This window comes from Gordonia paraffinivorans (genome assembly GCF_900683595.1).
Taxonomy (GTDB): Bacteria; Actinomycetota; Actinomycetes; order Mycobacteriales; family Mycobacteriaceae; genus Gordonia; species Gordonia paraffinivorans.
In genome coordinates this window covers 395,466-420,616 of sequence record NZ_CAACYD010000007.1, presented here as the reverse complement: position 1 = coordinate 420,616, position 25,151 = coordinate 395,466, and the positions used below count along the sequence as shown (strand labels likewise).

Annotated in this window: 19 protein-coding genes and 1 pseudogene; 14 read left to right on the top strand and 6 right to left on the bottom strand. The window is 68.7% G+C overall.

Annotation, left to right across the window (positions count from 1 at the left end):
* Positions 1 to 18: 18 nt before the first annotated feature.
* The 3 genes from E1P53_RS14865 to napA form a co-directional block, all read right to left on the bottom strand.
* Positions 19 to 699, bottom strand: coding sequence for a superoxide dismutase family protein (locus tag E1P53_RS14865; RefSeq protein ID WP_131734764.1), 681 nt, complete (start codon positions 697 to 699; stop codon positions 19 to 21).
* A 115-nt stretch (positions 700 to 814) separates the two neighbouring features.
* The gene (locus E1P53_RS14860; protein ID WP_131734763.1) at positions 815 to 1,306 is read right to left on the bottom strand and encodes a LytR C-terminal domain-containing protein; all 492 of its coding nucleotides are present in this window, start codon (positions 1,304 to 1,306) and stop codon (positions 815 to 817) included.
* Positions 1,307 to 1,351: 45 nt separating this feature from the next.
* The gene (gene napA, locus E1P53_RS14855; protein ID WP_040526613.1) at positions 1,352 to 1,690 is read right to left on the bottom strand and encodes a nucleoid-associated protein NapA; all 339 of its coding nucleotides are present in this window, start codon (positions 1,688 to 1,690) and stop codon (positions 1,352 to 1,354) included.
* 266 nt (positions 1,691 to 1,956) lie between these two features.
* On the opposite strand from napA, the gene E1P53_RS14850 reads away from it, so the two are divergent.
* The 6 genes from E1P53_RS14850 to E1P53_RS14825 are packed head-to-tail and all read left to right on the top strand — an operon-like array spanning position 1,957 to position 6,566.
* Complete coding sequence (locus tag E1P53_RS14850; RefSeq protein ID WP_244941199.1) at positions 1,957 to 2,844, top strand: esterase/lipase family protein; 888 nt, start codon at positions 1,957 to 1,959, stop codon at positions 2,842 to 2,844.
* Between the two features lie 20 nt (positions 2,845 to 2,864).
* The gene (locus E1P53_RS14845; protein WP_040526630.1) at positions 2,865 to 3,476 is read left to right on the top strand and encodes a peptide deformylase; all 612 of its coding nucleotides are present in this window, start codon (positions 2,865 to 2,867) and stop codon (positions 3,474 to 3,476) included.
* 56 nt (positions 3,477 to 3,532) lie between these two features.
* A complete protein-coding gene (locus E1P53_RS14840) occupies positions 3,533 to 4,537 on the top strand; it encodes an N-acetylglutamate synthase, CG3035 family (protein ID WP_131735338.1) in 1,005 nt (334 codons plus the stop codon).
* Positions 4,537 to 5,193 (top strand): ribonuclease domain-containing protein, encoded by a 657-nt coding sequence (locus tag E1P53_RS14835; RefSeq protein WP_131734762.1) that lies wholly within the window; start codon positions 4,537 to 4,539, stop codon positions 5,191 to 5,193. Before E1P53_RS14840 ends, E1P53_RS14835 begins: the two co-directional genes overlap by 1 nt.
* On the top strand, positions 5,190 to 5,780 hold the full coding sequence (locus tag E1P53_RS14830; protein ID WP_131734761.1) for a barstar family protein: 591 nt from the start codon (positions 5,190 to 5,192) through the stop codon (positions 5,778 to 5,780). The genes E1P53_RS14835 and E1P53_RS14830 overlap by 4 nt, the downstream gene beginning before the upstream one ends.
* Complete coding sequence (locus tag E1P53_RS14825) at positions 5,781 to 6,566, top strand: exodeoxyribonuclease III (RefSeq protein ID WP_006899983.1); 786 nt, start codon at positions 5,781 to 5,783, stop codon at positions 6,564 to 6,566. It abuts the gene before it with no gap.
* Here E1P53_RS14825 and E1P53_RS14820 read toward each other — a convergent pair.
* On the bottom strand, positions 6,559 to 7,311 hold the full coding sequence (locus tag E1P53_RS14820; RefSeq protein WP_131734760.1) for a siderophore-interacting protein: 753 nt from the start codon (positions 7,309 to 7,311) through the stop codon (positions 6,559 to 6,561). The two genes, E1P53_RS14825 and E1P53_RS14820, sit on opposite strands and share 8 nt — an antisense overlap.
* Positions 7,308 to 8,984: a long-chain-fatty acid--ACP ligase MbtM gene (mbtM, locus tag E1P53_RS14815; RefSeq protein WP_131734759.1), complete on the bottom strand. Its 1,677-nt coding sequence runs from the start codon at positions 8,982 to 8,984 to the stop codon at positions 7,308 to 7,310. Before mbtM ends, E1P53_RS14820 begins: the two co-directional genes overlap by 4 nt.
* Before the next feature lie 394 nt (positions 8,985 to 9,378).
* Between mbtM and E1P53_RS14810 the strand changes: the two genes are divergently transcribed.
* The 8 genes and pseudogenes from E1P53_RS14810 to E1P53_RS14775 form a co-directional block, all read left to right on the top strand.
* Positions 9,379 to 13,107 carry a non-ribosomal peptide synthetase gene (locus E1P53_RS14810; RefSeq protein WP_131734758.1) on the top strand — a complete coding sequence of 1,243 codons (3,729 nt, stop codon included), beginning with the start codon at positions 9,379 to 9,381 and terminating at the stop codon, positions 13,105 to 13,107.
* 47 nt (positions 13,108 to 13,154) lie between these two features.
* A complete protein-coding gene (locus E1P53_RS14805) occupies positions 13,155 to 13,763 on the top strand; it encodes a GNAT family N-acetyltransferase (protein ID WP_006899987.1) in 609 nt (202 codons plus the stop codon).
* A gap of 4 nt (positions 13,764 to 13,767) precedes the next feature.
* A complete protein-coding gene (locus tag E1P53_RS14800; protein ID WP_040526632.1) occupies positions 13,768 to 15,591 on the top strand; it encodes an IucA/IucC family protein in 1,824 nt (607 codons plus the stop codon).
* A 4-nt stretch (positions 15,592 to 15,595) separates the two neighbouring features.
* The gene (locus E1P53_RS14795; protein WP_131734757.1) at positions 15,596 to 17,971 is read left to right on the top strand and encodes a penicillin acylase family protein; all 2,376 of its coding nucleotides are present in this window, start codon (positions 15,596 to 15,598) and stop codon (positions 17,969 to 17,971) included.
* Positions 17,959 to 19,428 carry a condensation domain-containing protein gene (locus E1P53_RS14790; protein ID WP_131734756.1) on the top strand — a complete coding sequence of 490 codons (1,470 nt, stop codon included), beginning with the start codon at positions 17,959 to 17,961 and terminating at the stop codon, positions 19,426 to 19,428. The genes E1P53_RS14795 and E1P53_RS14790 overlap by 13 nt, the downstream gene beginning before the upstream one ends.
* An 80-nt stretch (positions 19,429 to 19,508) precedes the next feature.
* A complete protein-coding gene (locus tag E1P53_RS14785; protein ID WP_006899991.1) occupies positions 19,509 to 21,038 on the top strand; it encodes a pyridoxal phosphate-dependent decarboxylase family protein in 1,530 nt (509 codons plus the stop codon).
* Entirely contained in the window at positions 21,035 to 22,354 is a 1,320-nt protein-coding gene (locus E1P53_RS14780; RefSeq protein ID WP_131734755.1) for a lysine N(6)-hydroxylase/L-ornithine N(5)-oxygenase family protein, read from the top strand. Before E1P53_RS14785 ends, E1P53_RS14780 begins: the two co-directional genes overlap by 4 nt.
* Positions 22,355 to 22,781: 427 nt before the next feature.
* Positions 22,782 to 23,946: pseudogene (locus tag E1P53_RS14775) on the top strand (IS3 family transposase); the annotation flags it as partial.
* 220 nt (positions 23,947 to 24,166) lie between these two features.
* Here E1P53_RS14775 and E1P53_RS14770 read toward each other — a convergent pair.
* Complete coding sequence (locus tag E1P53_RS14770) at positions 24,167 to 25,138, bottom strand: ABC transporter substrate-binding protein (protein WP_006902108.1); 972 nt, start codon at positions 25,136 to 25,138, stop codon at positions 24,167 to 24,169.
* Positions 25,139 to 25,151 lie beyond the last annotated feature (13 nt).

Below are 25,151 nucleotides of genomic sequence, written 5' to 3'. Positions count from 1 at the left end.
GGTGTCCGACCGCGTCTCCTAGTCCTGCTCTTCGATAACACCGCAGGCGATGCGCGCACCGGCGTCACCGGTCTTGAGGGTCTCTTCCTTCGGGCCGCCCGGGTACTTGTCGGCCGGGATGTTGCCGAAGTTGTCCGGCTTCTCGTGGATGATGATCGACTTGCCGAAGATCTGCTCCAGGGTCACCGAGTCGGTGGTGGTGACGGTGCGGCCGGTGTGGTCCTCGAGGATGTTGATCGAGACCAGGTCGCCGCTGGAGGGATGGCCGGTGTTGCCGCCGACCTGCAGGTGTCCGCCGGCCGAGGTGAAGGCCTGGGATCCGCCGGAGCCCGCGTCGCAGGTGCCGTTCTCGTGGATGTGCATGCCGTGGAAGCCGGCCGGCAGGTCACCCTCGGTGATGCGGACGCTGACGGTGACGGGCTCGTCGCTCTCGGTCGGTGCCGTGAAGGTGGCCTCGCCGACGACGTTGCCCGAGGTGTCCTTGATCTCGGCGGTGGCGATCTGACCGGTGGGCTCGCTGTCGACGTCGTCGACAGCGCCCGGGGGCAGCGGCTTGTCTGAGACCACCGGCGGGGTCGTGCCCGGCACATCCGTCGGGTTCTCGTCGGGGCTGCAACCGGCCAGGGCCAGCCCGATGAGTCCCGCGGAAGCCAGCGCGGCGAGACCGCGCGACGCAGCGAGTTTCGAACGTCCGGACATGTCACTCCTTGTTCACTGTTGCTTGTCACCGGGCTGGGCCGGCGTCTGCGCGGACGGGGCGCACCGCGCGGGTTCGATTGTGGGATCGCCTAGAACATTAGACCTGTCACGTTGTTCAGGATCCGCTGACCGCGGTCACCATGATCACGGGCACGCCGTTCCTGCACTGACCGAAGGACGACGGCCGTTCCTCGATCGAGACCGAACCGCCCAGATCCTGCGCGATCTTCTCGGCCTGGGCCTTGTCGGCGTCGGTCTCGTAGAAGATGGTGTTCTCGCTGAAGCCGCCGCCGGTGTAGTTGGCGGGCCGGGCCATCGTGTAGCCCTTGTCCCGCAGCAGGTCCGTGACGTCGCCGGCCAGGCCGGTCACCTGGCCCGCGTTGATCACGCACACCCGCTTGGTCCCGGCCGCGACGCTGGTCGACGTCGGGGTCGACGACTCGGTGGTGGTGGTGGGGGCCGTCACGGTGGTCTCGGCGGCCTTCGAGCCGTCGCCCGAGGTGGCCGCGGAATGCCAGCCGAGTCCGATGAAGACGACGGCCACGGCGAAGAGCAGCATCGCACCGGCGCGCAACGGCAGGCGATTGGGCTCACGGTCTGCGTTCATCACCGACGACCTTAACTCACCTGCACCGACCGACCCGGGTCGCGTCTAGGTGATCTCGAAGCCGAGACGACGAGCGGCGCGGGCCTTCTGGCGCGAGGCGCGCAGACGACGGAGCCGCTTGACGAGCATCGGATCGGCGGCGAGGGCCTCCGGCCGGTCGACGAGGGCGTTGAGCACCTGGTAGTACCGGGTGGCCGACAGCCCGAACAGCTCCTTGATGGCTTCTTCCTTGGCGCCGGCGTACTTCCACCACTGACGCTCGAAGGCCAGGATGTCCCGCTCCCGGCGCGTCAGGCCGTCGTCCCCGACCTCGTGGGGGTCCAGTTGCACTTCGGGTGTGGGTTGATCGTCCTGACTCTGGCTACGCGCAGCTGCGCCGTCCATCTCACTCCCTCGCCGATAAAACTCGTAGACCCACACGCCTCGCCGATCTGCACCTTCTCCTGCCGACCGCCCCCGACGGAAACGACTCCGGCGCGGAAGAAAGCGCGCCGACGACGAATCACAGCGGTGTGGTTCGCTGACAATCTAACCACGCACACACGCCCGGAACGCGGTGTGACGCGCGACGTGCCGACACCACTGCCGACCCACCCCTGTTAGCCTCAGCTCACTTGTTCTGGATGGCGAATCGGACCGGGGGGTCACCGATGCTCTCAGCACTCTCTCGAATTGTCCTGTCTCGACGCGTCCTGTCTCGACGCGTCCTGTCTCGCGGTGTCGTGTCGCGCGCTGTTCTCGCCGCTGTCGCCGGCGCGGGTGCCGCCGCGCTCTGCCTGTCGGCCGCACCGGGCGCGACCGCTGCGCCCGCCGCGGCGAAGGGGGTGGTCGTGATCGTCCCCGGCCAGCAGCTCTACGCCGACGCCGCGGCGAACGAACAGACCTTCCGCCCACTCGCCGACGGCATCCGCGCGGCCGGCTACCGGGTGGTGTTCGCGCACGCGGGCGGTCGTGACGTCGCCGCCGACGCGCAGCTGGTGAAGAAGGTCGTCGACGCCGAGGCCGCGGGTGCCGACCGGGTCGGCATCGTCGCCCACAGCGCAGGCGGCCTGGGCACCCGGCACTACCTGAAGTTCCTCGGCGGGTCGGAGTGGGTCGACGAGTACGTCGCGATCGGCACCGCCCAGTACGGATCGGCCGGCGGCTGCTCCCAGCCCCGCGACGGCGGATACGACACCTGCATGTACGCCGACGCGATCAAGAAGCTCAACGCAGGCCCGGACGCGCCCGGCCCGACCCGCTACTCGGTGGTGCAGAGTGACGGCGAGTGGTCCGACGGCCGGCTCGACGGCATTCCGCAGTGCCGCGCGTACTCGCCGGTGCCCCTGGCCAACACCGGCTTCGACCACGTCATCGAGATGCGCGACCCGACGATCATCCGCAATGTGGTCACCTCGCTGCGCGGCGGATGCGCGGGCCGGGTCGTGACCGAGCCGGTGGACAGCATCGACTGGAAGTCCACCCTGTTCCCCGGCATCGTCGGCGCCGCCGGTGACGCGCTCCGCGACGCGATACCCGCCGTCGTTCCGGAGCGCTGAGCAGCAGTAGGGTGATCGGCATGGCGATTCTCCCGATCTGCATCGTGGGCGAGCCGGTGCTCCACCAGCCCACCTCCCCGATCCCGCTCGACGCGGACGGACGTCCGTCCGAGGAGATCATCCAGCTCCTCGACGACATGTACGAGACCATGGACGCCGCGCACGGCGTCGGACTCGCCGCGAACCAGGTGGGCAAGGGCCTGCGCATGTTCGTCTACGACTGCCCGGAGGGCGACCGGTCGGGCAGGCGGCGGCGCGGCGAGGTCATCAACCCCGTCCTCGAGACGTCGGAGATCCCCGAGACCATGCCCGACCCGGAGAACGACGACGAGGGCTGCCTCTCGGTGCCCGGGATGCAGTTCCCGACCGGCCGCGCCGACTGGGCGCGGGTCACCGGCGTGGACCGCACCGGCGCCGAGGTCGTCATCGAGGGCCACGGGTTCTTCGCCCGCATGCTGCAGCACGAGGTCGGCCACCTCGACGGCTTGCTGTACGTCGACGTGCTGATCGGGCGCAATGCGCGCGCCGCCAAGAAGGCGATCAAGCGCGCCAAGTGGGGCGTGCCCGGTCTTACCTGGCTCCCGGGTTCGGTCACCGATCCCTTCGGCCACGACGACGAAGACGAGGACTGACCCGGACACCGGTCGAGGGGCGCCGTGTTGAGAGTCGCTGGGTGAAGGACACCGGGATGGGTGTGTCGCCGTCGGGCGCCGTCGTGGGCGACCGTGTCGTGGTGCGTTATCTGCTGGGCGAGTCGACCCCGGCGGACTGGCGTGGCAATCCCGATGCGGCACAGTCCGATGTCACCGGAATCCTGGTCGACGACGCCGGCCCGCTGCGTCTCGAGCGCGACGGGGAGGTCGTCTCGATCCCCGTCGACGCGGTCACGTCGGTGCGTCTGCTGTCGGCACGTCCGGTGCGCAACAGCGAGATCCGCGCACTCGAGCACGTCGCGGCGCGGGCCTGGCCGGGAGTCGAGCACACCTGGATCGACGGGTGGTTCTGCCGGGCCGGGCACGGGTTCTCGCGACGGGCGAATTCGGCGGCGCCCCTGGAGATGTCGGCCCGCGCCGACCTGCCGACGCTGCTGCGGATCGCGCGCTGGTACGCCGAGCGCGGGTTGCCCCCGCTGCTCGCCCTGCCCGACCGGCTGATGAAGGCGTCGACGGTCGGCGGGGTGGAGGACATCGAGGTCCAGGCGCTCACCTGCGACCTGTCGCAGCTGTCCGACCGGTTGGCCGGAACCGTCTCCGCCCCCGCGGTTCTCACCGACACACCCGACGAGAGCTGGCTTGCCGCCTACTCCGCCCGCGGGACGGTCGACGATCTCGGGTCGGTGCGCGCGGTGGTGGCCGCCGGCCAGGGTCCCCCGGTGTTCGCGCGGATCGACGAGAACGGTGCGGTGGCGTCCATCGGTCGGGCCGTGGTCACCCAGGCCGCCGACGGTCGCAAGTGGCTGGGTCTCAGCGCTCTCTGGACCGATCCGGAGCGGCGCGGCGCGGGCCTGTCCACGCAGGTGCTGGCGGCGCTGGTGGCCTGGGGCCGTGAGAACGGCGCCGAGTCCGCCCACCTCCAGGTCGAGACGACGAATCGCCTCGCGGGGTCGTGGTACCGGCGACTCGGCTTCGGGTTGCACCACACCTACCGCTACCTCACCCCTGACGTCCACGCCGACCCGACCGGGGGCCGCTGATGGCGCCCAACCCGAAACAGCCAGGCCCGAAGCAGTCCGTCGCACAGCGCAAGCGGCAGGCCCTCATCACCGCCACCGCGTTCGTGCTGATCGCCGTGGTCTTCGGCGTCACGTGGCTGATCAACAACAGCGGTGGGAAGAGCGACGAGACGCACACGGTCGCGGTATCGACCTCGACGTCGACAACGAAGGCCGCGTCATCGAAGATCGCGTCATCGAAGATCGCGTCGAAGACGTCGAAGGTCCCGTCGTCGAAGGTACCGTCCTCGAAGAAGGCGGCCACGCACACGACGACGCCGAAACCCGCCACATCGAAACCGACCACTCCGAAGACCTCGACGGCGCGCTCCTCCGCGGCGAATGCTGCGATCCCGCCGCACGTCCTGCGCACCCTCGCGTACATCGACGCGGGCGAATGGCCGGAGGCCGCCAACGCACCGGGAACCAAGGGCGGCGTGACCTTCCGCAACAACGAGGGCCTCCTGCCGCGGACGGATTCCGGCGGCCGCCGCATCACCTACCGGGAATGGGACGTGAACCCCAAGGCGCCCAACCGCGGTCGCGACGCCGAGCGCATCGTCACCGGCAGCGACGGTTCCGCCTGGTACACCGCCGACCACTACCGCACGTTCGTCAAGATCCGGGGACCGTCATGACCGAATCGCATCCACACGAGCCGAGTTCACACGCGTCGAGTTCACCCGAGTCGGATCACGCCGGGCCGGACGCCGCGCTCCCGGCGCCGGACCTGCAGGGCTTCCTCGACGCGGCCTCCTCCGGCGGGACGGCCGTCGCGGTCACCACCGCCACCGAACTGCCCGACCTCGGCCCGAGCGTGCGCGTCCGCACGGTCAGCGGCACCACCGCGACCACGCTCGGCGGCCTGTACTCGTCGTTCGCACGGGTCTGGGGCTTCCCGGATCACTTCGGCCGCAACAAGGACGCCTTCGACGACTGCATGCGCGACCTCGACACTCCCGACACGCAGGGGCGCGCACCCGGCATCGTCGTCGTCCACATCACCCAGGCCCATCGGCTGCTCGACGACGATCGGCCGGGATTCGACTGGTTCGCCGATTCCGTCGGCTTCTACCGTGACCACTACCGCGACGCCGGACACGGTTTCGCCGTGATCCTGTCGACCTCCGCGTCCCGCCTCGCCGAGGTCCGGTCCCGGTGGCAGCGCGCGGGTGTGGCGATCACCGACCTCGTGACCGAGACGTCCACCGGGGATGACGACTGAATGCGTGTCGCCACCTGGAACGTCAACTCGATCCGTGCCCGTTCGGAATCGGTTGTCGCGTGGATGGAACAGGCCGAGATCGACGTCCTGGCCATGCAGGAGACCAAATGTCACGATGACGCGTTCCCGCTGATGAGCTTCCTGGCCGCCGGCTACGACGTGGCCCATGTCGGGCAGGGCGCCTACAATGGCGTCGCGATCGCATCGCGTGTCGGACTCGACGACATCGAGATCGCCTTCGACGGCGTGCCCACCTATCCGGTCGACGACCAGCCGATCCGGGAGGCGCGAGCGATCTCTGCGATATGCGCCGGGGTACGGGTGTGGAGTCTCTACGTCCCCAACGGCCGCACCCCCGACGACCCGCACTACGACTACAAGCTGCGCTGGCTCGACGCCCTCGCCGACCACATCGTGCTGCGCCTGGCGCATGATCCGGCGGCGGAGATGATGCTCGCCGGCGACTGGAACGTCGCGCAGCGCGACGAGGATGTCTGGGACACCGAGTACTTCGCGGACCGCACCCACGTCACCGAACCGGAACGCGCCGGGGTGCAGCGCTTCCTGGATGCGGGATTGGTCGACTCGGCACTCCCTTACGCACCCGGATACACGTTCTGGGACTACGCACAGTCACGATTCTCGCGCAACGAGGGCATTCGCATCGACTACGCGTTCTGCTCCCCTGCGCTCGACACCCGGATCATGGGCGCGCACGTCGACCGCGACGCCCGAAAGACCAAGGGCGCCAGCGATCATGCGCCGGTGCTGTTCGAGATCAGCTGAACGGCTTGCCCGCAATCCAGTAGGCCTGCGCCTTGATCGAGTTCTTGGGCAGCCGGTACTCGTTCTTGAACGACGCGAGAACCGCGCGGGTGCTCACCGAATCCAGGGCGACCCAACCGAAGTGATCGGAGGCGTCGAACGCCGCGGCGCGCACCGCGTCGACGAGTGCCGCGCCGTCGCGCTCACGCGCGACCCACTCGACGGTGTCCTGGGGTCGTGACCGCACCGGGATGGTCTTGTCGCTCTCGTGCTGGTACTCCAACCAGATCCGCGCCGGCGTGTCCGGATGCGCCGACGCCGAGATAGCGTCGAGCAGCGAGTTGATCGCGGGCAGCGATGCGGGGTCTCCGGCGACAATCCAGCCCCGGACGCCTTCGGGCATAGCGAACTTCGAGCCCATGAAGGTGGCGTTGATCATGTCGCCGGGCTGCGCCTTCTGCGCCCACCGCGCGGCGACGCCCTCGTGGATGGCGAACTCGATGCCGAAGGTGTCGGTGGCGGGATCGGCGTCGACCAGCGTGTAACCACGCTGGTGCAGCTTGCCCGCGTCGTCGAACCACATCCGGATCCACATGGTCGGGTGCAGCGGGCGCTTCTTCAGCAGCCCACCGCCGGTGAAGTTCACGCGCACGTAGTGATCGGTGATCACCTGGGTGCCGGTGACGGTGAGCTCGAAGTCGTCTCCGCCGAGCAGCTTGAGGACCGCGCCCTGCCAGCCGCGGCCCCTGGTCGGTGCGGCGCTCACTTCTGCTCACCCTCCTGGCCCAGCGGGGCGAGGCGGCCGTCCTCCACCATCTTGCGGGTCTCGAGCCGGCGGATCTTTCCGGAGGTGGTCCGCGGCACCGAATCCGGCGCCACGAAGATCACCTCGGCGGGCACGATGGCGCAGGCCGAGGCAACCTCGCTCATCACCTCGGAGCGGGCCTTGTCGAAGTCGCTGCCCTTGTACTCGGCGATGATGACCAGGCCCGGACGGGACGATCCCTCGCCGCGCGCCATCGCGACGACGCCGCCGCGGCGTACGCCCGCGACCTCTGCTGCGGCGCGCTCGATCTCGATCGGGAACAGGTTGCGGCCGGCGACGATGATGACCTCTTTGGCCCGTCCACAGATGACCAGGCGGTCGTCGATGAGATAACCGAGGTCACCTGTGGAGAACCATTCCCCCTCACCGAGATCGGCGTCGCCGAGGTAGCCGCGCATCATCGAGGTACCACGGATCTCCACGTGGCCCACGGAGCGGCCGTCGATGCGGGGAACGTCTGTGTTGGGTTCGACGATGCGAACCTGCATGCCGCCCAGCGGCTTTCCGAGGATGGCGTAGCGGCGGCGGATCGGCTCGCCACCGTCGGGCGGGGTCACCGTGACCTCGTCGTAGTGCGCGCCCTCACCGACCGCGGGCATGGTGACCGCGCAGGCCGATTCGGCCATGCCGTAGGCGGGGGCGGCCGCGTTACGCCGGAAACCGAACGGCTCGACGGCGTCGAGGAACTTGTCGAACGCGTCGGCGTCGATCGGCTCGCCGCCGCTGATCGCGACGCGCAGGTGCGACAGGTCGATGTCGCGCAGCAGCTTGCCGTAACGACCGAGGATGTCGTAGGCGAAGTTCGGCGCCGCGGTGACGGTCGCCTTGGTCTCGGTGAGCCACTGCATCCACTTGAACGGCGCGGCCGCGAATGCGGTGTTGGGCACGATGTAGGTCGAGATACCGGTGGTCATTCCGGCGAGCAGGAACATCAGGCCCATGTCGTGGTACAGCGGCAGCCAGCTGAAGCCGGTGTCGCGGGTGCGGTGCAGACCGAGGCGGCTGACGAGTTCGATGGCGTTGGAGTAGACGGCCGACGCGGACAGGACCGCGGTCTTCGGGTCGCCGGTCGACCCCGCTGTGCCCTGCAGCACCGCGACGGTGTTGGCGCTGCAGTTGCGCGCGGTGAAGCTCGCGGTATCCACCCCGAGGCCGTATTCACCGACGCGGGCGATCGTCAGCTGCCCCTCGACCTTGGAGAGCAGGTCGAGCTGGTGCCCGCTGCCCAAGACGGTGCCGACGCCGATCGAGATGAACCGGTTGTAGGTGTTCTGCGCCCAGCGCTCCTCGTCGGCGCCACGGATGGGGCCGGGCAGGATGCTGATCGGCACGCCGGCGAGCCAGGCGCCCTGGATGGCAGCGATCAGGTCGACCGTCGGGTCGCCGATCAGGCCGAGCGCGAGGGGCTCGTGGCGGTCGCTGTCCGCGAGGAGTTGGACGGCGATCTGCTCGGCGCGGGCGTGGACATCGCGCCAGGGCAGGGTGACCCACTCACCGGAGTCGGAATCCAACACGGACAGGGTGGTGTCTCCCGCCGTCATCGCCTCACGGACGGTGGCGGCGAGGGTGTTCGTCGAACCGGACTCCTTCAACACCACAATGCTCTGCGACATTCTCGTACCCCGTTCTCGCCGACCGCGTCGGCTATCTCGTCGTTTCTCCGGAAGGCCCGTCGCATCATTCGCACGGCCCGGGCGACGAGGCCGGCGCGCACGGACCGGCCTCCGAATCGCCAGAAGGATAGGTTAGCCTAATCTTCGTCGAAAACAAGAGGCCGGTTCCACACGGAAGGGGTGACTAAGGTCATCTGGTGAGATGGCGGAATATAACTTAGGCTTACCTAATCCATAGTGGTGCCCGGTTCGACGGAAATCGACGCAGACCTGCGAATTTTCGGCGCGGACCCCGTTGGGCCTGGCCTGCTACTTAGTATACCCTATCCTAAGTTGGGGGTGTACCCAGCGTGAAGACCGAGTTTCCTATAACCTTTGGAGAGGCATCCGGCTGATGGCCACGAACTCCCAGACGACCACCACCACTATCGCGGACCCCGTCACCCCAGCCGACATCCGTTCGGACGTGGCCGCGATCCTGGGGCTGGCGCCGGATGCCCTCGACGCCGACACCGATCTCATCGCCCAGGGCCTCGACTCGCTGCGCATGATGCGCCTGGCGGGCGGCTGGCGAAAACGCGGCATCGACATCGACTTCGCCCGCCTCGCCGCCGCCCCGACCCTCGACGCGTGGACGACGCTGATCTGCTCGTCGCAGACCGCTGCGCCGGCCTCCCTATCCGGCGCCGTATCAGCTGACGGCCCCGACATCCGGGCCGAGGTGGCCGCCGCCCTCGGCGTCGCACCGGAATCCCTCGACGCCGACACCGATCTCATCGCCCAGGGCCTCGACTCGCTGCGCATGATGCGCCTGGCGGGCGGCTGGCGAAAACGCGGCATCGACATCGACTTCGCCCGCCTCGCCGCCGCCCCAACGCTCAGCGCGTGGTCGGAGATGCTCGGCAGTGGCGCGCCGGCAGCCGCGGCGCGATCCGTCGACCCCACAGCCGTCGACCCCACAGCGCCGTTCCCGCTCGCCCCGATGCAGCACGCCTACTGGATCGGGCGGTCGGACAGCCACGCGTTCGGCAACGTCGCCGCTCACCTCTACATCGAGTTCGACGGCCGCGACATCGATCCCGACCGCTTCCGCACCGCGATGGGGCAGCTCATCGAGCGGCATCCGATGTTGCGTGTGCGTGTGCTGCCCGACGGCACCCAGGTCGTCGGCCCGGCGCATCCCGAGGCGATCGCGGTCCACGACCTGCGCACCCAGTCGCCGGAGATGATCGACGCGATCCTCGCCGAGAAGCGCAGCCACGGCACGCATCGCGTCCTGCCGGTGGAGGAGGGCGCGGTCATCCGCGCCGAACTGAGCCTGCTGCCCGACGGGGCGACCCGTGTCCACCTCGACGTCGACATGATCGCCGCGGACGCCATGAGCTACCGCGTGCTCGTCGACGACTTCGCCCGTCTCTACCGCGGCGAGACCCTGCCGGCACTCGGCATCACCTTCCCGACCATCACCGCCGACCGCACCAGCCGCGCGGTCCGCGACGACGACCGCGCCTGGTGGCGGGAGCGCATCCCGACCATGCCCGGCGCCCCCGAGCTCCCGCTCGACGAACACGCGCTGCGCGGCGAGGTCGAGCCGCGCAGTGTCCGCCTGCACCACTCCGTGTCGGCGTCGGACTGGAAGCGTCTCGAGGAGCATGCGCACCGTCGCGGCGTCACCCCGGCGGCCGCGGTCGCCGCGGCCTTCGCCGAGGCGGTGGGCACCCATTCGGCGAGCCCGCGCTTCTTGCTCACGGTCCCGCTGTTCGACCGTCCGCAGATCCACCCCGACGTCGAGCGCGTGGTCGGCGACTTCACGTCGTCGATCCTCGTCGACGTCGACCTGAGCGAGCGCGCGACGCTCGCCGAACGCGCCCGGCAGATGCGCACCTCGATGCACGAGGCCGCGGCGCACGGATCCATGAGCGGCCTAGACGTCCTGCGCGAACTCGGCCGCGCCCGAGGCGAATCCATCGTCTCGCCGGTGGTGTTCACGAGTGCGCTCGGGCTCGGCGACCTGTTCTCCGCGCAGGCCTCCGACGTCCTCGGCGCCCCAGCGTGGATCGTGTCGCAGGGTCCGCAGGTCCTGCTCGACGCCCAGGTGACCGAGATCGCCGGCGGCCTGCTCCTCAACTGGGACGTCCGCGTCTCCGATCTCGACGAGGCGACGGCGCGCGCGATGTTCGACTACTACGTCAAGATTCTCGACCACCTCGTCGACGGCGAATGGGACGTGCCCGCGCCCGATCCAGTGGCCGAAGAGGTTCGCGCGCAGCGGCTCTCGGTCGAACAGCCGCTCCCGGCGAGCGACGTCTTCGACGGCACGCTGCATCGCACCTTCTTCGCGCGCGCCGCGAACCGCCCGGACGATCCGGCAGTCCTCACCGACGCCCGCACCTGGACCCACGGCGAGCTCGCCGACGAGGCGTTGCGCGTGGCCGGGGCGCTCACCACGGCCGGTGTCGGACCGGGTGACACGGTCATCGTGAACCTGCCGAAGAGCGGCGACCAGGTGGTGGCCGCGCTCGCCATCCTCGCCGCTGGCGCCGCCTATGTGCCCATCGCGCCCACCCAGCCGGCCGCCCGTCGCGACCGCATCGTGTCGATCGCTACCCCGCGCGCGGTCCTCACAAATGACGTCGAGGCCTGGGCGGGCAGCGATACCGGCGCCGCGGTCCTCGATCTCGCCACCACGCGCACGGCCGACCCGATCCGGCCGGTCGCGGTCTCCGGTGACGACCTCGCCTACATCCTGTTCACCTCGGGATCGACGGGTCTGCCCAAGGGCGTGCAGGTCCCGCACCGCGCCGCGGTGGCCACCATCACCGATCTGGTGGACCGCTACGACCTCGGCGCGGGCGACCGCGTGCTGCAGGTCAGCTCGCTCGAGTTCGACCTCTCGGTCTTCGACATCTTCGGTCTGCTCGCCGTCGGCGGCGCCGTGGTGGTACCCGGCGACGACGAGCGGACCAAGGTCGACGACTGGGTGCGCCTGCTCGGCGAGCACCGGGTGTCGGTCCTCAACTGCGTCCCGTCGATCCTGGGCATGATCCTCGACATCGGCACGCTGCCAGCGTCGATGCGGATGATCATCATGGGCGGCGACAAGATCGACGTCTCGCTGCTCGACCGCGTCGCAGCGCAGCTTCCCGACTGCCGCGTCGCCGGCCTCGGGGGCACCACCGAGACCGCGATCCACTCGACGATCTGCGAGGCCCCCGACGTCCCGGCGGGCATGGCATTCGTGCCCTACGGCGTCCCGCTGCGCGGGGTCCGGTGCCGTGTCGTCGACGAGATCGGCCGCGACCGGCCCGATCTGGTGCCCGGTGAGCTGTGGATCGGCGGCGCCGGGGTCGCCGACGGCTACCGCGGCGACCCGGACCGCACCGCCGACCGTTTCGTCACGGTCGACGGCGAACGCTGGTACCGCACCGGCGATCTCGCGCGGTATCTGCCGGGCGGATTCCTCGACTTCCTGGGCCGCGCCGACCACATGGTCAAGATCCGCGGCTACCGCGTCGAACTCGGCGAGGTCGAGGCCGGGCTGCTCGGCCTGCACGGGGTCGGCTCGGCCGTCGCCTGGTCGGATGGTCGCGACCTGCGCGCCGCGGTGGTCCCCGCCGTCGACCGCCGCGAGCAGGTCACCGAGGAATCCCTGCTCGCCGGTCTGACCGAAGCCCTTCCGCCACACATGATCCCTCGTTCGGTCACGATCCTCGACGCGCTGCCGCTCACCCCGAACGGCAAGTACGACCGCAAGGCCGTCGCCGCGATCGTCGACACCTCCGACGAAGCCGATGCGGTGGTGCCGCCGCGCACCCCGCTCGAGAAGGCCCTCGTGGTGATCTTCGAGGACGTCCTGCCGGCCCGCCCGATCGGGGTGACCGAGGACTTCATCTCGCTCGGCGGCGACTCAGTGCAGGCCACCCGCCTCGTCGCGCTGACCCGGACCTGGCTCGACGCACCGGGACTCACCGTCGCCGACATCTTCGCCCACCGCACCATCGCGGGTCTCGCCGAACGGCTCATCGCCCTCGAGGGGTCACGCGCCGACGACGTCGCGGAGGTCCTGCTCGAGGTCGTCGCGCTCACCGACGACGAGGTGGAGGCCGAACTCTCCGCCACCTGAGCCGAACCGCCCCTCCGCGCGTCCATCCACACCACAGCAAAGGCATCATGACCAGTTCTCCCGCTTCCACCTACGAGTTGCACTCGGTCGAACTCGTCGACGTGGCACACGCCCCCACACTCCACGGGTGGCTCACCCATCCCAAGGCCAAGTTCTGGGACATGCTCGACAACTCGCTCTCCGACGTGGAGAAGATGATCCGCGACACCGCCGAGGCGACGGCGGGCACGCCGTACGGCCTGCGCCTGGGCTACCACGACGACACGCCGCAGTTCATGTTCGAGCTGTACAACCCGCTCACCAGCGAGCTCGCCGACCCCGCAAGCGGTTACGTGCACTCCGAAGGCGACATCGGCATGCACCTGCTGGTCGCGCACGCTGAGCAGGCCCTGCCCGGGTTCACCGGCGCGGTCATGCTGCACATCATGCGCACGGCGATCCTCGAGGTCGGGGCGCAGCGCGTGGTCGTCGAGCCCGACGTGCGCAACAAGGCCGTGCATCGACTCAACGCGAGCGTCGGTTTCCGCGTGGCCGGCGACTACCCCGTCGGCAACAAGATCGCCCACCTCAGCTATTGCACACGCGACGACTTCCTCCGGGTCACCGACGGCGGCACCACCGTCGGCGCCGTCGAGGTGACGGATCTGGGTGCGTGATCGCTTGACCATCTCCGACCTGAGCACGACGAGGATCGCACCCGAGGCGAACCGCGGCGCCGCGGCGCGTCCCACGTTCTCGTACCGGCAGACCTACCACGACCGAATCGCGCGCAAGATCCTCGCGGAGTTCTCCCATGAACGGGCGCTGTCCCCGGTCGAGACCTCGCCCGGGGCCTACGTCGTGACCTCCGCCGACGGCCGCACCGAGTACCGGTTCCGCGCCGAGGTGCTGTCCCTGGAGAACTGGGCCATCGACCAATCCTCGCTGCGCAGGGTCCGCGACGGCGAAGAACTCCCGATCGACGCGGTCGCGCTCGTCATCGATCTCGCGCCGATGCTCGGCATCGGCCCCCATGCGCTTCCGGAGTATCTCGAGGAGTTCGTCAACACCCTCGCCCTGTCCACGGACCGCCCCGACGAACGACGCATCGCCGCAAGCGATCTCGCGCACGCTGACTTCCAGACCATCGAGAAGACGATGACCGAGGGCCACCCGTGCATCGTCGCCAACGCCGGGCGGCTCGGTTTCAGTGCCTCCGACGTCGAGCGGTATGCCCCGGAGACGGGTAACCCGTTCCGGCTCATCTGGGTCGCCGCACGCCGCGAGGACTGCGATGTCGCGACCGTCGGCGGCCTCGACTACCAGTCCATGCTCGTCGACGAGCTCGGTGCCGACACGCTCGCCGGTTTCGACGCTGTGCTTCGCGAATCCGGCTGCGACCCGGAGGATTACCACTACCTGCCGGCGCATCCGTGGCAGTGGGACGAGAAGATCCGAAAGCTGTACTCGGCGGACATCGCCGCCGGCCGCATCATCCGCGTCGGGTCGAGCCCGGACCTCTACCAGGCCCAGCAGTCGATCCGCACCATGTTCAACGCAACGACACCGGCGCGGCACTACGTGAAGACCGCGCTGTCGATCGTCAACATGGGCTTCACGCGCGGCATGTCGGCCGACTACATGCGTACGACCCCGCTGATCAACGACTGGGTGCGCACCCTCGTGGCCGACGACCCGTACCTCGCGGCGATCGGGTTCGAGATGATCTACGAGGTTGCGGCGATCGGTTACCGCAGCCCGACGTTCAACGCGATCACCCAGCCGGGGTCGGAGTTCCGCAAGATCCTCTCCGCGCTGTGGCGTCAGAGTCCGGTTCCCCTGCTGTCCGGCGACGAGCACCTGGCGACCATGGCGTCGCTGCTGCACGTCGACCACCGCGGCGACCCGCTGGTCGGGGCGTTCATCGAGCGTTCCGGTATCCCTGCGGCCGAGTGGATTCGGCGGTATCTGCGCACCTACCTGCATCCGGTCGCCTATCTGCTCTACCGCTACCAGCTGAAGTTCTCCCCGCACGGCGAGAACCTGATCCTCATCCTCGACGACGGGCTGCCGGTCCGCGCGATCCTCAAGGACATCGGTGAGGAGGTGTCGGTCTTCGGCAACCCGGAGGGCTTCCCGGAGAACTGTTCCCGGGTCCTCACCACCGAACCCGACGAGATCCGCAACCTCGGGGTGCTGTCGGACATCTTCGACGACTTCTTGCGGCCACTCGCCGCGGTCCTGCACACCCACGGCTTGGTCTCCGACGGCCGGTTCTGGGATCTGGTCGCCGAGAGCCTGCACGAGTTCGTCGACACCCACCCCGATCTCGCGGATGCCTTCGCCCGCTGGGATCTATTCGCACCCGAGTTCGCGGCCGTGCACATGAACGGCCTGCAATTGCGGAACAACAAGCGGATGGTCGACATCGAGGACTCCTACGCGTCGCTGATCGACGCCGAGCACATGCTGACCAATCCCGTCGCCGGCCGGACGGGACGGTGATCGCATGAGCATCACCGGGTCCCCCGTCATCGAAGCGACCGTTGAGATCCTCCGTGACGCCCACGGCATTCCGCACGTGCTGGCGTCCACCCCGGAAGGGGCCGTCTACGGGCAGGGACGTGCCTGCGCGCTGGACCGACGCTGGCAGATCGAATGGATGCGCCTGCGCGCCGAGGGCCGTACCGCCGAGGTGTTCGGGGCGTCGTGCGTCGAATGGGACGTCTTCGCGCGCCGCGCGGAACTCGACGTCGCCGCCAGGCGGATTCACGACGCGTCGTCCGAACGCACCCGGCGGCTGCTGCAGGCCTACGCCGACGGGGTGAACAGCACCCTCTCGGAGTTCGGGAACGCCGACGGTGCAACGCATCCCGAGGCACTCGAGTTCGAGGCGCTCGACCACACGCCGCGACCGTGGCAGCCGTGGACCCCGATCTCGGTGTTCATCATGCACCACGTGCTGTTCGGCCGGTTCACCACGAAGCTCTTCCGCCTGCACGCCTGCCGCTTCCTCGGTCTGGATGCGCTGGCGTTCTGGGACTTCGAGAAGCGCGAGGCCGATCCGACCGTCCCGGCGATGCCCAACCAGGCGTTCCTCGACGAGATCCTCGCACTGACCGATCCGACCGGAACGCCGGCGACCGGCGAGACCCTCGACCTCGGTGATCCGATGTCGGGCAGCAACGCCTGGGGCGTGTCGGCCGGCCGCAGCAGCACCGGCTCACCCATCGTCGCTGGCGATCCGCACCGGTTCCTCGAACTGCCCGGCATCTACCAGCAGTTCCACCTGGCATCGACCGATCCGTCGGCGTCGTTCGACATGCTCGGCTTCGCCTTCGCCGGTGTCCCCGGCGTACCGCACTTCGCTCAGGGTCCCGAAATCGCCTGGGGCATCACCAATGCCATGGCCGACTACCAGGATCTCTACATCGAGCAGCTGACCCGCGACGACTCGGGCGCGCTGCTCGTCGAGGCGCCCGGCGGCGAGCGTGTCCCGGCGCGGACCCGCAGCGAGCAGATCGATGTCCGAGACGCCGAACCCGTTGCGGTGCAGGTGATCACCACGCCCAACGGCACCGTGGTGTTCGGCGGACCCGACGAGACGTTCGCAATGAGCCTGCGGTCGCCGCTGCTGTCCGAGGAGGTCACCTTCGACGCCCCGCTCGATCTTCTGTTCGCGCGCACCGTCGCCGACGTCGAGGCAGCGCTGTCGGCCTGGGTGGAACCGGTCAACCGGGCGGTGATCGCACACGCCGACGGCACCGTCGCCACCCACTTGGCCGGCCGGGTGCCGGCGCGCGCCCCGGAGAACCACTGGCTGCCCGTGCCGGGCTGGGACGAGCGCTACCAGTGGCGCGGATACGAACCCGGCACACTGCACGAGCCCGGCTTCGATGCCACGCTCCCCGACGGCGGGGTCACGGTGACCGCCAACCAGCGCATCTCCGGCGTCCCGCCGCTGCAACCGACGTCCACCGAGTGCGTTGAGCACTTCCGGGCCTCGCGGATCACCGCACGGCTCGACGAACTGACCTCGGTCAGCCCCGAGGACTGCGCCGACATCCATCGCGACGTTCGGCTCGACCAGGCCGTGGTGGTCCAGGGGCTCCTGGCCCGCGTCGTCGGCAACACCCCGGCCGCGGAGGAGATCCGGCAGCGGATCCTGGACTGGGATCGCACCATGACGGCCGACAGCACGGACGCCTACCTGTTCGCCGAGTTCCGCAGCCAGCTGGTGCGCGCCGTCGCCGCCACCGACGCGCTCGCGCCGCTACGCGGCCCGCACGGTTTCCCGACAGTGCTCCAGCCGTGGTTCGTTCCCGAACCGCGTCTCGCCACGGCGATCACGTCCGTCGTCGAGAAGTCCGCTCTCATCGGCATCGACATCGAAGCGGCCGCCCTGTCGGCGCTCGACGCCGTCGTCACGCGGGTGGAGGCACTCGGCGGGGCACCTGAGTGGGGAACCGTCCACGTCTTGGCCCCGATCCACGGTTTCGACCTGGTCGGCGCCTCACCCCATCATCCCGAGCTGTTCGCCCGGCTGCGGCCGACGCCGCTGCCGCTCGCCGGTGACACCGAATGTGTTTTCGCCAACGCCTCGGCGGTGGGCACCCACGTGTGCATCACCGGTTCGGCGGCGCGGTACGTGTGGGACCTGTCCGATCCGTCCGCCAGCCGGTGGATCGTGCCGCTGGGCGCCTCCGGCGATCCGCGCTCCGGGCACTTCCAGGACCAGGCCGCCGACTGGGCGGCCGGACGGCTGCTCCCGGTGGAACGCGACTGGGATGTCCTGCGCGGCCCCGCCACCGACCCGCACACCGCACCGGCCACCACATCGACCCCGACTTCCCTTTCGACTCAGGAGGATTCGTGTCAGCCCTGACCGATGCGCGACTCACGCTGCTGCGCCGGCGGCTCGAGCGGACCGAGACCGTCCCGCTCGCGACCGCCGGCGCAGTCGCCGATACCGCGCCCGCCGCGACAGTTCCCCCGGCTGCGTTCGGCGACCTCGGTGTCGCGGAGCGTCGCATGTGGAAGATCTACGAACTCGACCCGAAGTCGGTGTCCCACAACATCGGGCTTGTCCTCGAGTTCGGCGGCGCCCGCACCGTCGAGTCCGTGGTCGCGGCCGCCGAGCTGCTGGTCGAGAAGTTCGAGGTGCTGCGCTCGATCGTCGAGGTCGACGCCGACGGTATCCCGCATCGCACGAAGGTGACCCGCGAAGGGCGCTGGAACCCCGAGCATACGGTGTGGACCTGGGGCTTCGAGCCGACCGAGGCACAGTCCGGCGGCGCCGCCGACGTCGACTCCGTCGCCACGGAGCTCACTCGCCGTCCGTTCGACCTGTTCACCGAAACCCCGCTGCGGCTTCGGGTCTCCGGCTGCGACGGGAGGGTCACGATGATCCTCGTCGTACACCACCTCGCGGTCGACGACACGTCGTGGCCGCCGTTGCTCGGCACCCTGATCTCGGGCGACTGGCCCGGCGACGCCGGTCTGGACTCACGGCCAGCCGATCCGGGCGAGACCACCGCCTCCTCGGCCGCCGAGGCCGCCGTACGCCACGCGCTGGACACCTGGGGCGCCGAGGGCATCCGCTACCCAATCTCCGGTGAGCTGCCCGCCGAGAGTCCAGCCGACAGCTGGCTGTCCCCGATGGACGACCGCGAGGGCGTGAAGGTCTCCGCCCCGGTCGCCAACGACTCGCTCACCGCGCTGCAGCGCACCGCCGCGGCCGTGGGCACCACTGGGAACGCACTGCTCATCGCCATCTGCTCGCTCGCGACCCACGCGCTCACCGGCTCGGAGGACCACGTGCTCGTCGTCCCCGCCGACAACCGCAACCGGTCCCAGTCCCCGGAGCGGATCGGCTACTGCGGCAACATCATCCCGATGCGATTCCGTGTCGATCCGAACGCCTCCGTCGCGCAGGCGCTGCGCGACGCCGGCTCGGTCATCTACCAGGCGATGGAGCACTCCGGCACCGACTTCGGGCCGATCCTCACCGCGATCCGCCAGGCCGGCGGACGGTTCCCGGTCATGGAGATCATGGCCTCGGTCCGCCCTGCGCCCCTGCGCGGCATCCCGCAACCAGCCGACGCCCCGGTCACATGCCGCTCGGTGTTCAACGGCATCGCCAACTACCCGCTGTCCATAGCCTTCGAGGCCGACGAACATGCCACCCATATCGAGGTCGATCACCAGCCCGGCGTCGTTCCCGACGCCATCGCGGAGCGCGCCACGGCGGTCCTGACCGGACTCGTCGACCTCGTCCCGCAGTCTCTCCACTCCACCGTGTCCGAACTCGTCGCAGGACTCGAGAGACGAGGCCGCGGATGAGCGGCCGACCATCCTACGGAGCGGACTCCCGCTCCACTGCAACCGAATCCGTAGCTCTTGTCCACGCAGGGAGAGACTCAGTGATCGACGACCGCACGTCCGCATCCCAGACCTCACGTTTCGCCCGGCCGGGCACCGGCTGGACGGAGGTGGGGCGCGGGCTGGCCGAGGCTGCCAAAGCGGTCGCCGCGCACCATCACGGCGCTCCGCTCCCCAGCGGCGACCCGGTGTCGGTGCTCTCCGCGGTCACCGAGGCCGTCGGCGCCGAGGGCATCCCGGAGACCGGGATCGGCGAGTCCGAGGCGCTGCGGCGCATGGCGCGTCTCGTCGCGGAGTACGGGCTGGATCTCACCCACCCGCTGACCGCCGCGCACCTGCAACCGGCCCCGCTCTCGGTGGCGGTCGCCGCCGATGCGCTCGCCAGCGCGACCAATGCCTCGCTGGACACCTACGACTCGGGTCCGGCCACCCTGGCGCTGGAGACCTGGACCGTCCAGTCCCTGGCCCGGATGGCCGGTTTCGGACCTCAGTCGGGCGGTGTCTTCTCCCCCGGTGGCTCGATCTCGAATCTGTTGGCCCTGATGATCGCCCGCGATCACACCGCTTCCCGACTCGGTGTCGACGTCCGTCACGACGGTGTGGCGGCACTGCGCCGCCCGGTGGTGTTCTGCTCCCGCGTCGCTCACTTCTCGGTTCATCGCGCTTGTGCCGCACTGGGTCTCGGCGAATCGGCGGTCGTCGGAGTGGAGGTCGACTCACACCACCGGATGATCCCGGAGGCCCTCGAGTCCGCGATCCGCAAGGCTGGCGACGTGACGCCGCTGGCCATCGTCGCCACCGCGGGCACCACCGACTTCGGCACCATCGACCCGCTGACCGAGATCGCCGACATCGCCGAGCGCCACGAGATCTGGTTGCATGTCGACGCCGCCTACGGTTTCGGTTCGCTGTTCTCCGACCGGCTCTGTGGTCTGCTCACCGGTATCGACCGCGCCGACTCGGTGACCCTCGACCTGCACAAGGTCGGCTGGCAGCCGGCTGCCGCGAGCCTGATGCTGCTCGCCGACGCCGGCCGCTTCGCCTCGCTGAACCGTTCGGTCGCCTACCTCAACCCCGACGACGACGTCGAGGCCGGTTTCAGCGGTCTACTCGGCCAGACCCTGCAGACCACACGGCGCCCCGACGTGCTGAAGGTCGCCACGACGCTGATGGCCTACGGACGGCGCACTCTCGGCGAGATGCTCGAGAAGTGCAACGACCTCGCGCTCTACGCCGAACAGCGTATCGCCACCGAACTGCAGCTCGAACTCGTCGCCCCGGTCACGCTGACCACCGTCGTGTTCCGGTACCGCTGCGCCGATCTCGACGTCGTGAACGGTGAGCTCCGCCGTCGCCTCATCTCCGAGGGCACGGCGCTGATCGGCCGCACGCAGGTACGCATCCCCGGCGAGGACGAACCCCAGACCTGCCTGAAGCTGACGCTTCTGAATCCCGACGCCACCCAGAGCGACATCGACGCGCTCTTCGACGAACTCCTGCGCGTCGCATTGGAAGTGGAATCCGAGGGCACCGACACCCAGAGTGAGAAGATGGTGAGGGTATCCGAATGACCCGTCAAGAGAAGGTAGACGTACTCGCGATCGGTTGCGGTCCGTTCAACATGGGGCTCGCCGCCCTGGCATCGACGGTCGACGACTGCGATGTGCTCGTCGTCGACCGTCGATACGAGTTCCGGTGGCACCCGGGGCTGATGTTCCCCGACGCGAGCCTGCAGGTGTGGTTCCTGTCGGACCTGGTCACCCTCGTCGACCCGACGCATCCGCTGTCGTTCCTGAACTACCTCGCCGATACCAACCGTCTATACCGGTTCATGGTCCGGGAGAACTTCTTCCCGAGCCGCCTCGAGTACGAGGACTACCTACTGTGGTGTGTCCGCCGCCTCGACTCGCTGCGCTGGGGCACCACCGTGACCGAGGTGGACTGGGACTCCTCGGCCGACGCCTTCCGGGTCACGATGGTGACCAATGGTGCGGAGTCCACCGTGATCGCCCGCCACGTCGTCGTCGGGGTGGGCACCGAGCCGTTCGTGCCGGAGTCGCTGCAGACCGACTCTCCCAACGTCATCCACAGCTCGGAGTACCTGTACCACCAGGAGCGGGCGCACGCCGCCGACTCGGTGACCGTGATCGGTTCGGGCCAGTCCGGCGCCGAGATCGTCGCCGACCTGCTAGAGGCGAACTACCACGGCGGCCCCGCCGTCCGCTGGTGGACCCGCACCCCGTGGTTCGCGCCGCTGGACTTCACCAAACTGTCGCTGGAGATGACCACCCCGGCGTACATGGACTACTTCGCGAGCCTCCCGGAGGAGGCCCGCGACCGGATCCGGCCACAGCACTGGCAGTTCCACAAGGGCGTCTCGGCCGATACGCTCGCCCAAGTGCACGAGTTGCTGTACCGCCGCCAGTTCGCCGAGAAGCTGAACCCTGTGCAGCTGCGTATCTCGACCGCCGTCGAGGGCATCGACACCCTGCCCGACGGCAAGCTACGGGTCCGCGCCCGGCACCTCGACACCGGCAACGCCCTGGCGCACACCACCGACCTGGTCGTCGCCTGCACCGGCTACCGTCGTCGTGAGACACCGTTCCTCACCCCGATCGAGCCACTGCTGCACCGTGATTCGAAGGGCCGTTACGTCTTCGGCCCTCAGCACCAGGTGGAGACCGAGCCGGCGCTGACCAACCGGCTGTTCATGGTCAACGCCGAGGAGCACGCGATCGGTGTCTCCGCACCGAACCTCGACATCGGCGCGATCCGCAACGCCCGCATCCTCAACACCGCCATGGGCCGCGAGGTGTACCGCCTTCCGACAGACACCGCGTTCACCCAGTTCGGCATCGACAACGCTGACGACGTGGTCGCCGAATAGACGCGCACAGTCAGAACACAGCCCGGTCCGCGACGTGCGGGCCGGGCTGTTGCGGTTCATCCGCCGCCTGAGACTCGAGGAGCGATAAGCGACGAGCCACGAAGACCCCCTCGAGATACCTACCCCCGCAACCACTTCCCGCGAAATCATCCCTTACATGCGGGACCATCCCATTCCCGCCCGGACCGAACCCGGCGATCCCACTGACCGGCCGACGGAAAGGAAGCACTGCTGCGAATCAGTCTACTACCGAAAGTAGCGGCACCGCAGCATCATCCGTCTGTGGATAGAGTTCCTGGGCTGCCCCTCGCCAAACTCGCTGACGATCCCGGCATGTGGGGTTGACCCCTGATGGTGGACACCTGACTGGCGGGACAGCGGGTCCTGCGGGAAGGATGTCCGTATGTCGGGCAAACGCAAGCAGTAAACCCCGGAGCATCGGGAGCAGTCCTCCTGCTTGGTGATCGAGGCGGGACGCCTGATCGCGCATGTCGCGAAGGAGATCGGGGTCGGCGAGCAGCTGCTCGGCAGATGGGTGGCTTAGGCGAAGGCTCGTTCCGGCGGCGGTGATGACCGCACTCTGGATGTGGACGAGCGTGCTGAGCTCGGGCGGCTCCGCCGCGAGAACTCCGAATTACGTGTGGACCGCGAGTTCCTGAAGAAAAGCCGCGGCCTTTTTCGCATCCGAGCAGAACCGGGGTAGACGCCTACCGGCTGATCGGCTCGGAGAAGGCCCACTACTCGGTCGTTCGAATGACCCGACTGCTCGAGGTGTCTCGGTCCGGCTACTACAAGTGGCGCAGCGCCAAGGCTGCCGGTCCGAGCTAGGCCCAGCGGTGTCGTGAACAGCTCGATGCGGAGGTCAAAGAGTTCCACGCGGGCTCTGACGGCGTCTACGGTGTGCCGAGGCTCCTCGCCGACCGGTGGGGCGACGACGAAACCGTTTCACGCAAGACGGTCGCTGCCTCGATGCGTCGGCAGGGTCTCGCCGGTATCAGCCCTCGCATCTTCACGCCGGTCACGACGGTGGTCGACTCGATGCGCACCGGCCGAAGGACCTGATCGATCGACGGTTTGACCAGGGTGAACTCGATAGGGTGTGGACGTCCGACATCACGTACCTGCGGACCGGTGAGGGATGGCTCTACTTCTGTGCGGTCCGTGACGGCCGCTCACGGCGAGTGATCGGCTGGGCGATCGCCGAGCACATGCACACCGACCTCGTCGAGGCCGCACTGGCGATGGCGGTGGCCATGCGCGGTCAGCGCCCCGAACGGGTGATCTTTCATGCCGATCACGGTAGCCAGTACACCTCGGGTCAGCTGGCGAGATTCGCCCGCGCACACGATCTGGCACAGTCGGTCGGCCGCACCGGTGTGTGCTGGGACAATGCACAAGCCGAATCATTCTGGGCGGCTTTGAAAGTAGAATTCAACCATCAATTCTTGTGGCCGACGAAACGGCACGCTAAGGTCGCTGCCGGTGACTGGACCGAACGGGTCTACAACCGGCGTCGGCGTCACTCCCCGATCGGAATGATCAGCCCAGTCGAGTTCGAGGAGCAGTTCACTCAGGCGACAGAAGCCGCTTGACCCAGTGTCCACTGGACGGGGTCAACCCCAGTGGCTGTTCCCGGTGTGAACGGTTCGGGCGAACGCCGCCCGCAGAACGGCGAGTGGGGTGCGGAGTGCCCCTCTCAACATGCCTCGTCGCAAGCTCCGAGCTACTCAGGGAACGAGGGGTTCGGCTCGTCGCCGACGCATCCCGGGGAGCCGGCGACCCGGGTCGACGAGCGGGGACGAGCGCGCGAAGTCAGGCCGTCGCCGACCCGAACGCCGGCTTCAACAGGTCCAGCACATACGGGATCGAATTCGGCGACGGCGCATTCAGACCCGTGATCTGCGACTGGGTCAGGAACGCGACGGCGCCGTCCTTGACGGCCTTCAGGTTCTTGTAACCGGGCAGGTTACGCAGGGTCTCGGCCTGCTGCGGGGTGGCGGTCGCGACGACCAGCACGTCGGCGTCGAGCATCGGGATGTTCTCGGTGCTCAGCCCGAAGCGCGGGTTGCCGCTGCGCTGGTACTCGGCGACGAGCTTCGGCGCCATCGTCATCTTCAACTCCGAGAACAGCTTGGCGGCACCGTCGTTGGGGTCACCGAGCACCGACAGCTGATCGTTGCCGTACATGAACGCCAGCGCATAGGTCTTGCCCGCGAGACTCGGGAACTCCTCGGCGATGGCCTTGATGTCGCCGTTGGTCTTCTCGATGATCTCGGTGGCCTTCTCCGGCTGGTGCAGGACCGTGCCCATGACGGTGACCATGTCCTGCCAGGGGTCGATCTCCTGCCCGCTGATCGAGTTGACCGTCGGCGCCAGCTTGGCGATCTGCTCGAACTCCGGGCTGTTCGAGGCGAATCCGGGCGCGAAGATCAGATCCGGATCGAGCTTCGCGATGGTCGTCGCGTCGTCACCCTTGGTCGGATCGACGAAGGTCGAGTCCTTGAGCTTCTGGCCGTACCACGGCTGCAGTTCACCGGTAGCCGACTTCGAGTAGTCGTAGTAGCCCACCGGGGTAACGCCGAAGGACAGCGCCACGTCGGTCCACTGGTCGCCCAGCGTCACGATGCGCTTGGGTGTCTCCGGGATGGTCACCGACCGGCCGTCGGGCAGGTTCAGCTGCACCGAACCGCCGGACGAATCATCCGAACCCGAGCATCCGGCCAGGAGGCCGGTGAACATGAGCACAGCCGCGAGGAACGCGCCGAGGCGAAGTCGTGAGGTCACGTCAGATCTCCAA

Excerpts from the sequence above, each read along its gene's own strand:
- E1P53_RS14860 (WP_131734763.1), bottom strand. The coding sequence starts at position 1,306 with ATGAACGCAGACCGTGAGCCCAATCGCCTGCCGTTGCGCGCCGGTGCG.
- E1P53_RS14780 (WP_131734755.1), top strand. The coding sequence starts at position 21,035 with ATGACCCGTCAAGAGAAGGTAGACGTACTCGCGATCGGTTGCGGTCCG.
- E1P53_RS14845 (WP_040526630.1), top strand. The coding sequence starts at position 2,865 with ATGGCGATTCTCCCGATCTGCATCGTGGGCGAGCCGGTGCTCCACCAG.
- E1P53_RS14805 (WP_006899987.1), top strand. The coding sequence starts at position 13,155 with ATGACCAGTTCTCCCGCTTCCACCTACGAGTTGCACTCGGTCGAACTC.
- E1P53_RS14835 (WP_131734762.1), top strand. The coding sequence starts at position 4,537 with ATGGCGCCCAACCCGAAACAGCCAGGCCCGAAGCAGTCCGTCGCACAG.
- mbtM (WP_131734759.1), bottom strand. The coding sequence starts at position 8,984 with ATGTCGCAGAGCATTGTGGTGTTGAAGGAGTCCGGTTCGACGAACACC.
- E1P53_RS14825 (WP_006899983.1), top strand. The coding sequence starts at position 5,781 with ATGCGTGTCGCCACCTGGAACGTCAACTCGATCCGTGCCCGTTCGGAA.
- E1P53_RS14840 (WP_131735338.1), top strand. The coding sequence starts at position 3,533 with ATGGGTGTGTCGCCGTCGGGCGCCGTCGTGGGCGACCGTGTCGTGGTG.
- napA (WP_040526613.1), bottom strand. The coding sequence starts at position 1,690 with ATGGACGGCGCAGCTGCGCGTAGCCAGAGTCAGGACGATCAACCCACA.
- E1P53_RS14830 (WP_131734761.1), top strand. The coding sequence starts at position 5,190 with ATGACCGAATCGCATCCACACGAGCCGAGTTCACACGCGTCGAGTTCA.
- E1P53_RS14810 (WP_131734758.1), top strand. The coding sequence starts at position 9,379 with ATGGCCACGAACTCCCAGACGACCACCACCACTATCGCGGACCCCGTC.
- E1P53_RS14865 (WP_131734764.1), bottom strand. The coding sequence starts at position 699 with ATGTCCGGACGTTCGAAACTCGCTGCGTCGCGCGGTCTCGCCGCGCTG.
- E1P53_RS14795 (WP_131734757.1), top strand. The coding sequence starts at position 15,596 with ATGAGCATCACCGGGTCCCCCGTCATCGAAGCGACCGTTGAGATCCTC.
- E1P53_RS14850 (WP_244941199.1), top strand. The coding sequence starts at position 1,957 with ATGCTCTCAGCACTCTCTCGAATTGTCCTGTCTCGACGCGTCCTGTCT.